12 protein-coding genes are annotated in these 13,227 nt (G+C 40.6%); 7 read left to right on the forward strand and 5 right to left on the reverse strand.

Annotated elements, in window-relative coordinates; all coding sequences use genetic code 11:
- Window positions 1–30 precede the first annotated feature (30 nt).
- The 5 genes from IE056_RS01135 to IE056_RS01155 form a co-directional block, all read right to left on the reverse strand.
- Window positions 31–2,703, reverse strand: a complete 2,673-nt coding sequence (locus IE056_RS01135; RefSeq protein ID WP_229793606.1) for a BamA/OMP85 family outer membrane protein — start codon at window positions 2,701–2,703, stop codon at window positions 31–33.
- Window positions 2,687–3,427, reverse strand: coding sequence for an undecaprenyl pyrophosphate synthase (gene uppS / locus IE056_RS01140; protein ID WP_189602785.1), 741 nt, complete (start codon window positions 3,425–3,427; stop codon window positions 2,687–2,689). The genes IE056_RS01135 and uppS overlap by 17 nt, the downstream gene beginning before the upstream one ends.
- Window position 3,428: 1 nt before the next feature.
- Window positions 3,429–4,118: a type IX secretion system protein PorG gene (gene porG / locus IE056_RS01145; RefSeq protein WP_189602786.1), complete on the reverse strand. Its 690-nt coding sequence runs from the start codon at window positions 4,116–4,118 to the stop codon at window positions 3,429–3,431.
- A gap of 99 nt (window positions 4,119–4,217) precedes the next feature.
- Window positions 4,218–5,102, reverse strand: a complete 885-nt coding sequence (locus IE056_RS01150) for an NAD kinase (RefSeq protein ID WP_189602787.1) — start codon at window positions 5,100–5,102, stop codon at window positions 4,218–4,220.
- Between the two features lie 3 nt (window positions 5,103–5,105).
- On the reverse strand, window positions 5,106–5,792 hold the full coding sequence (locus tag IE056_RS01155) for a CBS domain-containing protein (protein WP_308427580.1): 687 nt from the start codon (window positions 5,790–5,792) through the stop codon (window positions 5,106–5,108).
- A 58-nt stretch (window positions 5,793–5,850) separates the two neighbouring features.
- On the opposite strand from IE056_RS01155, the gene IE056_RS01160 reads away from it, so the two are divergent.
- From IE056_RS01160 to clpP, 7 genes are all read left to right on the forward strand, one after another.
- Window positions 5,851–6,570 (forward strand): pyridoxine 5'-phosphate synthase, encoded by a 720-nt coding sequence (locus tag IE056_RS01160; RefSeq protein WP_189602788.1) that lies wholly within the window; start codon window positions 5,851–5,853, stop codon window positions 6,568–6,570.
- Window positions 6,567–7,328, forward strand: coding sequence for an alpha/beta fold hydrolase (locus IE056_RS01165; protein WP_189602789.1), 762 nt, complete (start codon window positions 6,567–6,569; stop codon window positions 7,326–7,328). The genes IE056_RS01160 and IE056_RS01165 overlap by 4 nt, the downstream gene beginning before the upstream one ends.
- Window positions 7,329–7,448: 120 nt before the next feature.
- On the forward strand, window positions 7,449–8,702 hold the full coding sequence (locus IE056_RS01170; RefSeq protein WP_189602790.1) for an OmpP1/FadL family transporter: 1,254 nt from the start codon (window positions 7,449–7,451) through the stop codon (window positions 8,700–8,702).
- Window positions 8,703–8,721: 19 nt separating this feature from the next.
- Window positions 8,722–10,311, forward strand: a complete 1,590-nt coding sequence (locus IE056_RS01175; protein ID WP_189602791.1) for a G-D-S-L family lipolytic protein — start codon at window positions 8,722–8,724, stop codon at window positions 10,309–10,311.
- A 309-nt stretch (window positions 10,312–10,620) separates the two neighbouring features.
- Window positions 10,621–10,962 (forward strand): phage holin family protein, encoded by a 342-nt coding sequence (locus IE056_RS01180; RefSeq protein ID WP_189602792.1) that lies wholly within the window; start codon window positions 10,621–10,623, stop codon window positions 10,960–10,962.
- An 87-nt stretch (window positions 10,963–11,049) separates the two neighbouring features.
- Complete coding sequence (gene tig, locus IE056_RS01185) at window positions 11,050–12,375, forward strand: trigger factor (protein ID WP_189602793.1); 1,326 nt, start codon at window positions 11,050–11,052, stop codon at window positions 12,373–12,375.
- A gap of 128 nt (window positions 12,376–12,503) precedes the next feature.
- Window positions 12,504–13,178, forward strand: coding sequence for an ATP-dependent Clp endopeptidase proteolytic subunit ClpP (gene clpP / locus IE056_RS01190; protein ID WP_189603393.1), 675 nt, complete (start codon window positions 12,504–12,506; stop codon window positions 13,176–13,178).
- The last annotated feature ends 49 nt before the right edge of the window (window positions 13,179–13,227 follow it).

The raw sequence follows: 13,227 nt of genomic DNA on the forward strand, positions 1-13,227 counted from the left end.
ATTTTGGATATTGAAAATACCGTGCCAGTTTTAGAATTGCTGCCCAATGATAAAGTGAGTTTCCCATCCGTTAGGCTCTGTTGTTCCAGGTAATGCATCAAATCCATAACCAAAGTCGATCCCTAGAAGTCCGAAGGCCGGCATAAAGATTCTAAGCCCTGCACCTGCAGTTCTCTTAAGCTGGAAAGGATTAAAGTTTCTGAAATTGTCATAAGATGCACCTGCTTCCAGGAAAGACAATGCATAAATAGATGCAGATGGTTTTAATGTGATAGGATATCTTAGCTCCAGGGAATATTTGTTATAAATGGTAGCCCCGTCGTTATCACTTCTGCTTCCTACAGCAGTTCTGCTTTCGGGTACTACAGACTGATTTGGGTATCCTCTTAGGGCAATGGCTTCCCTTCCGTCAAGGCTGTAGGTTCCCATCCCGTCTCCTCCAAGGAAGAACCTTTCAAAAGGAGGGATTCCGCGGTCATTATTATAAGCTCCAAGGAAACCGTATTCAGCATGCGTTCTTAGCACAAGTTTTTCATAGAGATTAGTATACCATGATCCGCTGAATTTGATCTTGTAGAATTCCAGCCATTTAAATTTTTCCTGGTCAATTTTTGACTGGTCAGGGAAAGGATCTTCTCCCTGGCGCAATGGTCGGCCCGGGTACATATTTCCTTGCTGGTCGTATTGCGGACTTACAAGCACGCCATCTTCATTTTCCAATTGAAATTCTCGCTGATCGGCTAAATTTCCATAATCCACATCATTGAATAAAGAATAAGGAGGTGTGAATTTAGCCAGAATCTCAAACTTGGAACCTCCTGTAGGGAATATCGGGTTTACCGATGTGTTATTCCTTGTTAATCCAATGGTGTACGATAGGTTATTGGAGTATCCATCTCCGAAAGTAAATAATCCAGTGTTGTAGTTGCTCAAATTATAATGCTGGAATCCAACAGAGTGGGACAGTACAAAGAAATCATCGGGTACTGTTAACTGTTTGGCCAGTCCCAGAGTAACTCCGGTTATAGAGAATTTTCTGTCCCTGTCTGCACGTCTTGAACGCCAGTCATAGAAAAATTGTTCTGTATGCTGGAACGAAGTAGAAAGCCTTACCGGTTTCCTTCCTCCCCACCATGGTTCAGAAAAAGATAAACTATAGGTTTGGTAAAAAGTACTTGCCTGTGCTCTTAATGAAAGTGTTTGTCCATCTCCCATTGGAAGAGGTTTGTAAGCTTCTTTATCAAAAATGCCTCTTAAAGAGAAGTTGTTGAAGGAAAGCCCCAGGGTTCCTACAAAACCTCCACCACCATAACCACCTTGCAATTCGATTTGGCTGGCACCGCTTTCCACTACATTATATTCAAGATCCAGGGTTCCGGCGTTTCCATCAACATTTTTAAAATCTGGTTGAAGGTTCTCGGCATCAAAGAAACCAAGCTGCCCTAACTCCCTTATGGTTCTAATAACATCCTGCTTGCTGTATTTGTTTCCAGGCTTGGTACGCATCTCACGGTACACTACGTGGTCTTTGGTTTTGTCGTTTCCAACCACGCTTATATTGTTGAAGTAGGCCACTTTACCCTCGTGGATCCTAATTTCAAAATCAATAGTATCGTTATAAACCCTTACTTCCACCGGATTTATGTTAGAAAATAAATATCCGTTGTTCTGGTAAAGGTTGGTAAGGTCATTGGCATCGGGTTTGGTCTCATCTGCAATCTGCTTTTGTAAAAGCACCCCGTTGTAGACATCTCCTTTGTTAATCCCCAGCGTTCGTCTTAACTGGTCGTTTGTATAAATGCTATTTCCGAGGAAATTAATGTCACCAAAATAATAACGGTTACCTTCTTCAAGATTTAACTGCAATGCAATCTCATCCTGATTTACACGAATAAGCGTATCTGATATTATCCTGGCGTCACGGTACCCTTTTTCCTTATAGTTATCGATGATTCTGTTTTTATCTTCTTCATAATTTTCTTCAATGAATTTTGATCTTTTCCAGAATCTCAGGAAATTTTTCTCCTTGGTTTTCTTCATGGATCTTCTCAGCTTCGCATCCGAAAACTTTTCATTTCCATCAAATACGATCTCATCGATCTTCACCTTTTCTCCTTTGTCTATATTCACTACCATTTTTACAAGGTTACTGGTAGCAGTAGTATCTTCAACAGGAATGGTATTTATCACCACTTTTGAATTAAAAAAACCTTTTTCCTGGTACTTGTTCCGGATGTAATTTCGAGTGGTCGTGATAAGGTTTTCTGTGACTTTTACTCCCGGGGTAAGTTTACTTTCTTCAATAATCTCTTCTCTTTGCTTCTTTTTTACTCCCTGAAGTCTTACTTCACTTAACGCCGGAACTTCCTGAATTTCAAGTTCAAGGTTGGCTGTGTCTCCTTCAATACTGGTAACATAGATGTTGATGTCACTAAAAAGGTTGGAATCCCATAGCTTTTTCAACACCTTACTAATCCTGTCCCCGGGAATATATATTTTTTCCCCCGGTCTAAGTCCTGCATACGCGATCACCGTTTGGTCATTATAGGAGGTAGTACCACTAACGGTTATTTCTCCTATGGTATATTCTTTGCCATTGGCAAGTGGCAGGTCCTGGGCTTGTGATGAAGTAGTGTAAAAAAGGCAGAATGCCACTAGCGCTAAAATTCCTTTGGCAGTAAATGCACTAACTAAGTTGCTCACTTGTTTTTCCAAATCGTCGTTCTCTGTTTTGATAATTATAAATGGCCTCAAAGAGATTTTCTCTCCGGTAGTCGGGCCATAGTATTTTTGTGAAAAATAATTCGGCATAAGCAATTTGCCATAACAGGAAATTGCTGATACGTTTTTCTCCGCTGGTTCTTATTAAAAGATCCACGTCGGGTAAATTTTGGGTGTAAAGATGCTTATTAATAACCGATTCATCAATAGCATTTAAAGAAATATCCTCGTTCTTTACTTTTTCTGCGATGCTTTTTACAGCATGGATTAATTCTTCCCGTGATCCATAGCTTAATGCTAGAGTAAGGGTCATCCTGCTATTGCTGCGGGTTTTTTCTATAACTTCCGAAAGTTCTTTTTGAGCTTTTTTTGGCAGGCTGGATATTAACCCTATGGCATTCAGTTTAATATCGTTATCCTGAAGGGTTTTGATCTCTTTTTTAAGAGAGGAGACCAGCAACTTCATAAGAGTGTCTACTTCCATTTTTGGCCTGTTCCAGTTCTCGGTAGAAAAAGCGTATAAAGTAAGGTTTTCTACTCCTATTTCTGCACAGCCTTCCACCACATCTCTTACGGCTTTTGTTCCTTTTTCATGCCCAACTGCCCGAAGAAACCCCTGGTTTTTTGCCCAGCGCCCATTACCGTCCATGATGATGGCGATGTGTTTAGGCAATACTTCAAGATTTATTTTTTCTTTAAAACTCATATTAAAAATGGGTGTAACAGGGCTTTCTTCCGAAGTTAATCGTTATGTAAATCCCTGTAAAGACGTACCAGTCTGTAGTATTCGGATTTCCGAAGTCATCACTTCGAAAATTCCCATCAATCTCTGAAGGTTTACTCCCGTCAAGATTATCGGTAAATGTATATCTCGCTCCCAGCTCTATACCTCCGGCAAGGTTATTCGTAAGGGTTTGTTTATATCCAAAAACCATAGGAATGGAAAATTCCCAGTTATTACCTGCTTTTTCCAGTGCTCCGTTATTAAGCCTGAAATGATTCGCAAAGTAATAATTTAGTCCGGAATAGAGGTAAGGTGTGGATTGATAAGTGCGGGAATGTAAGTCCCAGTCCCAGAAAGTGAATTCCACTCCTAAAGAAGCTTCCGTTATATTATTAGTAAAAGAATAGCCTCTTTGCTGTCTCCTGGTGTCATTAGATCTTGCGTCATCGGCTTCAATTTCAGCAAATAACAGAGAAAACCTGTACGCGTATCTTGTGCTCTGGTTCCACTTCACCAAACCCCCGAATACGGGATTTTGCGGCCTTATATATGTTGTGTTACCTACGTCCCCAATATAATTTGCGCCTCCAATGAATGGCCCAACTTCAAATCTTTGTGAGAATGCCTGGGTGCCACATATTAGCATTAAGAACATGACAAAATTATACCTCATAGGTTTTCAAAAGTTTGCAAATATAGCAATTATGTTTGCTCCGCAATAGTGAAAGCAGAATTGTACTACCCATTAACAATTTTTGAGGTAATTTATTGTCTAATTGCGCTTATCTTCTCCCCATAATAATTTTTTGCGTAGGGTTTGCAGGAAAGAATCCCCTTTGATTTCCACCATCTTTATTTTAAAAGGAGCTTTTTTGATGGTGATGGTTGTTTCTTGTTTTAGTGTTGCGATCCTGGAATCCATGGATACCAGAAACTCATTTTCCCTTCCCGATACTTTTAAAGTGATCTTAGTATTGTCCTTTAAGATAAGGGGACGGGCATTGAGATTATGTGGGGCAATAGGAGTAATGGCAATGGCTTTTGTGGCGGGTGTTATTACCGGCCCTCCGCAGCTAAGGGAATATCCTGTAGATCCTGTGGGGGTGGAGACTATTAATCCGTCTGCCCAATAAGCGGTAAGGTACTCATCGTCCAGCCAGGTCTCAATGGTGATCATGGAAGTGGTGTTTTTTCTGCTTACCGCAATTTCATTGAGTGCGAAGTTGTTGGTGCAGATAGTTCCGTCTTCCGGATTCGTGTAAATACATAAAGCAGATCTTTCGGAAATGGTATACTCCTTATTAAGGAGCCTGGTCACGGTACTGCGTATTTCTTCCTTATTTATGGTCGCAAGGAAGCCGAGCCTTCCGGTGTTGATCCCGGCAATTGGGATGTTCAGGTTTTTTATATAATTGACAGACTTCAGGATGGTTCCGTCGCCTCCTACACTAATAAACAGGTCATAGGAAGCATCGATCTCTGTAAAAGTTTGATATTCTCCGTAGTTTTTATGAATGGATTCATTTTGATGAATAAGCTTGAGAAAATCATGTTCAATGACCACTTCTATCTCCTCATGACATAGCGCATCAAGCAATTCTTCAACATACCTGCTGGAGTTAGGATGATAAAACTGACCGTAAATCCCTATTTTCATAAATCAGACATTCAGGTATTTATCCAGGTACTTTGAGCGATCCTGCAGGTTGGAATTGAAAGTGTCTTCCTGGTGATGCGAAATGACATTGTAGCCATACCTTCTGAAAGCCTGCAGCACGGTATTCAGGCTGGCCTGCCCGATTTTTAAAGTGACTTGTGCCACGTCGTTTTCCATTTTTGAAATGAATGCGCCATATACATGAGCTCCATTTGATTCTGCTATCTGACTTATTTCGCTAAAGGAATAATCCTTATACCCTTTTTCAACAATAAGAATTCCTCCGGGGCCATTCAGAAATGGGGATTCCGTAAATATATTCATGATATCGTGGAGCTCCACGTATCCTGTGTATCTGTTGTCTTCATCGAGCACAGGCAGAAGATTTGTTTGATTTTGTGCAAAAATCTTAAGTACTTCCAGCCAGTTGTCATCCTCCCGCACATAAAAACCTTCAAGAGAATATTGATACTCTTCAATGGTTTTCTCGGGGTCAAAACATCTCACGTCATTTTCTGAAATACTCCCAAGGTAAATTCCGTCTCTTTCTACAGGAACATGGGAATAGGTGAGTTGATTAAAAAGCTCCTGGATGTCCTGGATTTTCTCCCCTACATTGCAGATTTTTATATCATTTATAACATACGGCTGAATGCTCATAGCAATTTCAATTTTCTGCAAATTAATCAAAATAAAGTAGTTTTGTGCATCTTCAACTTTGTATTTTTGTTTGAAATAAGCCTGAAAAATGACGAAATTAAGCGTAAACATAAATAAAATTGCCACTCTTAGAAATTCCAGGGGAGGTGACGTGCCAAACGTGGTGCAGGTGGCAAAAGATGTCGAAAAATTTGGTGGTGAAGGTATTACCGTTCACCCCAGGCCTGATGAGCGGCATATTCGGTATCAGGATGTTAGAGACCTTAAGCCTGTGGTGACAACCGAGTTTAATATTGAGGGTAATCCAATAAAAAAATTTATCGACCTGGTCCTGGAGGCAAAGCCTGCCCAGGTAACCTTGGTACCCGATGCCGAAGAAGCTATTACCTCAAATTCCGGTTGGGATACTTTGAAGAATAGAGATTTTCTGAAGGAAGTGATTTCCGAATTTAAACGTAATAATATCAGGACCTCCATATTTGTGGACCCTGATTTAAAGATGGTGGAGGGAGCAGTCGAAACAGGGGCAGACAGAATTGAGTTGTACACCGAAGATTATGCAACGCAATATGCCATCGGAAATAAAAATGCCGTTAAACCATATGTAGAATGTGCTGAATTAGCTAGTAAACTGGGGCTTGGTGTAAATGCGGGACATGATCTTTCTCTGAAAAATATTCAGTTCTTTAAGCAAAACGTACCCGGACTGCTGGAGGTGTCCATTGGCCATGCCCTTATTGCTGAAGCTCTTTACGACGGATTAAAACCTGTGATTGAACAATATCTTAAACTACTAAAGACCCCATGAAATTACATGCCAATGTTATAGGAGAAGGAAAGCCGTTTTTGATCCTGCACGGTTTTCTAGGAATGAGTGATAACTGGAAAACGCTGGGTAAAGAATTTGCCGATGCGGGATACCAGGTGCATTTAATCGATCAGAGAAACCATGGCAGGAGTCTGCACAGTGAAGAGTTTAATTACCTGTTGCTGGCAAAGGATGTGAAGGAATATATTGATACACACTCTCTTGAAAACTGTATTTTGCTGGGGCATTCCATGGGCGGGAAAACAGCGATGATGACTGCTTCGCTTTTCCCTCACGTGGTCGATAAATTGATAGTAGTGGATATTTCTCCCAAATATTATGCGCCACACCACCAGCAGATATTAGAAGGGCTTAAGGCTATTGATGACGCCAGCCTTACTTCGAGAGGAGACGCTGAAGATCTTCTGGCAGAGTATATTAAGGAGAAAGGGGTACGTTTATTCCTTTTGAAAAACCTTTACTGGAAAAGCAAAGAAAAACTGGGGTTAAGGCTTAATCTGGAAGTGCTAATAAAAGAGATTGAAGCAATTGGAGAGGCTTTGCCTTCAGATAAAACCTTTAATAAACCTACTTTGTTTATTAAAGGAGAAAAATCAGGTTACATCAAAAAGGAAGATGAAGCATTAATTGCTTCCCATTTTTCATCTTCAGAAATTGTTGGAATTCCCGGGGCAGGGCACTGGGTTCATGCTGAAAATAAGAAGGCCTTTTATGATGCGATAATGAGATTCTTATAATATTAGTATCCATTTATTATGTATGCATAATAAAATCACCTTTTTTCTTGCGTAATATCTATTTTATGCTAATTTTGAGGCATTGATTCAATTAGATAACCGACAATTTTACTTTAAATTATGAGAAAATTTTTATTTCTGATGGTGTTTGTTTTAGCAGGTACCATTACCTATGCCGGAGGGTATCGGGTAAGTGTGCAGGGGCAACGGGCTTTGGCGATGGGTCACACCGGGGTGGCGGTAGTGAACAGTGCAGAATTAGGGTTTTTTAATCCCGCAGGTCTTGTTTACCTGGAAGACAGGTTAACAGTTTCGGCCGGTGTAAGTGGCGTCTTTTCAGATGTGGCGTGGCAAAATGAAGAGTATGGGGAGACAGCCAGAACAGAGAATCCTGCAGGAACTCCATTTTATTTTTATGCTTCCTACAAGGTGAATGATTGGCTTTCTGCCGGGCTTAGTGTTTATACTCCATATGGGAGTACTGTGGAGTGGCCGGAAGACTGGGCCGGTTCACACCTCGTGAATAGTATTAAATTACAGGCTATCTATGTGCAACCGTTAGCTTCTATAAAAATTTCAGAAAAACTGAGTATAGGTGGAGGTCCTATTTTTGTAACAGGTTCTGTTAACTTCAACAGGAATCTTGACCGTACATTGACCGATATTGATGGAAACAGAGCTAACGTTACCATTGATGCTTCCGGTGTGAATGAGTGGGGATGGTCTGCGGGAGCTATGTACACACCCTGGGAAGATCTTCGTATTGGGGTGAATTACCGTTCAGAAATCATAATGAATGCTGAAGGAGGGGATGCTGATTTTGAGAATATTCCAAACACTCCAATGGCGCCTTTCAGTGATACTGCTTTTGATGCACAACTGCCTCTACCTGCAGAGCTTACTATTGGTGCTTCCTATCAACTGAATGAGCAGTGGCTTTTCGCTTTTGATTTCAACAGAAATTACTGGGGAGTATATGAGGCACTGGATATTCAGTTTGCAAATGGGGTGCTTTCAGAAAATCCAAGGAATTATGAAGATGCCAACATCTGGAGATTTGGAGCAGAGTACAAAGCAACAGAGAGATTTGTGCTTCGTGCAGGATATTACTATGATGAGTCTCCTGTGTTGAATAATTATTTCGCCCCGGAAACTCCGCGAAATGATTCACAGGGCTTTACTGCGGGTCTTTCCCTTAATGTTACATCAAACCTGGCGTTAGATGCTTCTTTCGCTTACATAAGGTTCAACGAGGTGGATGCTACTTACAATCCAGATAAGGATCTATTCCCGGCGTATGAGGGGACTCCTTTTGGTGGTACCTATAAATCTAGTGCTTTTATTGCCGGATTGGGTGTAACTTATAAACTATAATTCTTAAGCTTAAAAAGACATGAAAAATTATATAAAATATATTGGAATTCTTGCCCTGGGAATGGTTGCCTGTGAGCCTGAATTTGAAAATCCTGTGGATGAGCAGGGAGCATACGAAAACGGCGAAGCCGATTTCACTAACTATGTGGCTCTTGGAAATTCGCTTACTGCGGGTTATGCAGATAACGCATTGTACATAACAGGACAGGAACAATCCTATCCTAACATTTTGGCACAGCAATTTGCTAAAGTACAGCAAACAGAAGAATTCAGGATTCCTTATATGGACGATAACGCAGGAGGTCTTTTGTATGAAGGATCACCTCTTCCGGGATTTGGAAACAGGAGAGTCTTGGCTTTTAATGAAGAAGGAGCTGCTTCTCCGGGTGTTTATAATGGTACCGCAACTACAGAGGTAACAAATGTGCTGGAAGGTCCCTTCAATAACATGGGTGTGCCTGGTGCAAAAGTATATCATCTGGTAGCACCGGGATATGGTAATGCAGCAGGAGTTACGGCAGGAATGGCTAATCCTTATTTTGCACGATTCGCCTCCTCTCCGGGAGCTCAGATTATTGAAGATGCTGTTGCTCATAATCCTACTTTTTTCAGCCTATGGATTGGTAATAACGATGTATTGGGTTATGCCGTTTCAGGTGGTGTCGGTGAAGATCAAACCGGAAATCAGGATCCGGCATCTTATGGATCTAACGATATTACAGATCCACAGGCTTTTGCCTTTATATATTCGAACATTGTAACTGCTCTTACTGCCAATGGGGCAGACGGCGTACTTTTAAATATTCCGGATGTTACCAATGTACCGTTCTTTACTACAGTGCCTCATGCACCTCTTGATCCAACAAATCCTGATTTCGGGCCACAGATTCCAACATTAAACCAGACTTTTGGACAATTGAATGCAGCATTTGCTTTTCTGGGAGTACCGGAGCGTTCTATCCAGTTTTCTGAATCTGCAGCCAGTGCTGTAGTGATTAGAGATGAAGGTCTTACCGATCTTTCTGCAGAATTGACTCAGGTGCTAATTGGTGCCGGAATGGACCAGGGTACTGCTACTATTTATGGAATGCAGTATGGACAGGCAAGACAGGCGACTGAAGAAGATCTGATTCCCCTAACCAGTTCCGGAGTGATCGGCCAGTTGAATACGGAGAGAATGGGAGCATTAATGGAAATGGGAGTGCCGCAGGCTACTGCAGGACAGCTTTCTGTTAATGGTGTTTCTTATCCTTTGGAAGATCAACATGTTCTGGTTCCTTCAGAACTTGAAAACATAGCAACTGCGACTGCTGCTTATAACGCTGCAATTCAGAATATAGCAAATTCAAATGAACTTGCATTTGTAGATGCTGCAGGAATGTTAAATGAAGTTGCCGGTGGAGGTATTTCTTATGATGGTGGAACGGTTACTGCAGCTTATGTTACAGGTGGTGCTTTTTCTCTTGATGGGATTCATTTAACACCAAGAGGATATGCTTTGGTAGCCAACCGAATTATTGAATCTGTAAATGAAACTTATAATTCAACTGTACCAAGAGTAAATATTGGTAATTATGGAACTGTTACTCCAAGTAACGATGTACAGTAGATAAAGAATAAATAATATTTCATTAAAACGCCGGGATTTCCTGGCGTTTTTTTGTTCAAATTTTTCAGACGTTATAACGCATTCCCCTTGCAGAAGTAAAATTTGAAGACAAAATTGAGTGTTCAAAGGAAAATAAGAACGTGTTTTACAGAATACTCAATTTCCGGATATTTCAATTTGTTAACCGTCCCAACTTCATCACAACAACACTCCGTCACAGGATTACTATATATAACATCACTTCGTCCCGGCTTCACTTAAACACATCATCACAATTTTTTCTTACCTTCGGAAGAAAAAACTAACATTATGATTTTCCTATTTCGCATATTATTGACCGGTATTCTGGTCGTATTGTTATCCAAATTCCTTCCGGGAGTGACCGTGGCCGGGTATCTTACAGCGGTTATAGTAGCACTTGTACTTGCGTTACTAAACCTTATCATTAAGCCTATCCTGGTGTTATTTACCCTTCCTGTCACCATACTAACCCTGGGATTGTTTCTGTTTGTGATCAATGCCATCATTATTTTACTGGCCGATGCTTTTGTGGGAGGTTTTGAAGTTTCAGGCTTTTGGGTTGCATTGCTGTTTAGCATACTTCTTTCCGTTTTCCAGTCGGTGGTATTTTCACTTATTGAAAGAGATTAAGAGCCTCCTGAAATTCAGTATTTTGAAACTTTGTAATGCTCTCAAAAAAGTTGTACTTTTGCACACCAATTTTTATAAGAGTTTATAATGAATATAACGAGAGAGAACATAGACGAACTAAATGCTGTTGTAAAAGTCGACATCGCAAAGGAAGACTACAACGGTAAAGTTGAAAAAGTCCTGAAAGACTACCGTAAAAATGCTAACATCCCAGGTTTCCGAAAAGGGCACGTGCCTATGGGTATGGTAAAGAAGCAGTATGGAAAAGCGGTTTTGGTTGATGAGGTGAACAAATTGCTTCAGGAAGGCCTCAATAAATATCTTACTGAAGAAAAACTGGATGTTCTTGGAAATCCGCTGCCTAAAGAGCAGGAGAATTTCGACTGGGACAGTGAAAATTACTCATTCGAGTTCGAATTGGGTCTTTCTCCGGAATTTGAAGTAGATCTTAATACAGAAAAGCCTATCACGCATTACCAGATCGTTGCCGGTGATGAAATGATAGAAAATCAGATAAAAACAATTCAGAAGCAATACGGGAAACTGGTTTCTAAGGATGCAGTAGAAGGTGAAGAAGACCAGGTAGCCGGTACTTTTAAGAATGAAGCTGAAGAAATTGAAAGCACTACTACGTTGTCCCTTGATAAAATGAAGAACGAAGAGGATCGTAAAAAATTCATCGGGAAAAAAGTAGGGGACGTTGTAACCCTTAATACTAAAGACCTTTTTGAAGATGAGCATGATCTTATGGAAGTTCTTAAAGTAGATCACGATAAGGTTCACGGTCTTGATGTTGAGGTAGAATTCACTATTTCTGAAATCAACAAGCAGGAATTGGCAGACCTTGACCAGGAATTGTTTGATAAACTCTTCGGAAAAGGGGAAGTTACTTCAGTAACCGAACTTAAAGAAAAGATCAAAGAAGACGCCGGAAAGCAATTCGCTCAGCAGGGAGATCAGCAGTTACTAAACGATGTTACCGAAATGCTTATTGATAATACGCAGTTCGATCTTCCGAAGGAATTTCTTCAGAAGTGGATCCGTACCGCAGGTGAAAATCCAATGACCGAAGAAGAAGCAAAGGAAGAGTACGAAAAAAGTGAAAAAGGATTACGTTTTCAGTTGATCGAAGGAAAATTGATCAAGGATAACGACCTTCAGGTGCAGTATGAAGATCTTATTTCTTTTGCTAAAGATAGGATCAAGGAGCAAATGGCGCAATTTGGCCAGATGAATCCTGAAGATAAGGAACTTGAAGATATCGCAAAGCGTGTACTTTCAAATCAGGAAGAAGTGAAACGTCTTTCAGAACAATTGATGAATCAGAAGTTGCTTGACCTTTACAAGGAAAAAGTAAACCTGGAGCCTAAAGAAGTAACATACGAAGAATTTGTTAAAGAGGTTTATCAATAAATTTTTAGTAAATAAATACTTATCTTTAAGGCGTTATACCATCCTGGGTAACGCCTTTTTTAGCAAATAATAACCACTGAATTTCAGCCCGGAAGACCTTCGGGAAAGGAGATTAAATGAAAAAATTTATGGACTACGGAAAAGAATTTGAAAAATACGCTACCAAGCACCACGGGATCAACAGTAATTATTACAACAAGATAGTTAGCAGTATGATGCCACAGGGAATGACTCCCAATATTATTGAAGAACGCCAGATGAACATCGCAATTTTTGATGTTTTCTCCCGACTAATGATGGATCGTATCATCTTTTTGGGTACCGGGATAAATGATCAGGTTGCAAACATCATTCAGGCACAACTATTGTTCTTAGAAAGTACAGATGCCTCAAAAGATATCCAGATTTACATAAATTCGCCGGGAGGTAGCGTTTATGCAGGACTCGGGATCTATGATACCATGCAGTTCATTAAGCCAGATGTGGCTACGATCTGTACAGGGATGGCGGCTTCCATGGGAGCGGTATTGCTTTGTGCAGGGGAAAAAGGAAAACGTAGCGGTCTTCCCCATTCAAGAGTGATGATCCACCAGCCAATGGGTGGTGCACAGGGACAGGCTAGTGATATTGAAATCACAGCCCGTGAGATACTTACTCTTAAAAAGGAATTATATGATATTATTGCAAAGCACTCGGGGCAGACTTACGAGAAAGTGGAGGAAGACAGTGACAGGGATTACTGGATGAAGGCAGACAAAGCTTTGGAATACGGAATGATAGATGAAATTTTAACAAGAAGCTAAATTCAGCTCTTGAGAAAATGACGAAATGATCCCGGGTTGGGATCAAAAC

Source organism: Salinimicrobium marinum (assembly GCF_014651535.1).
GTDB lineage: Bacteria > Bacteroidota > Bacteroidia > Flavobacteriales > Flavobacteriaceae > Salinimicrobium > Salinimicrobium marinum.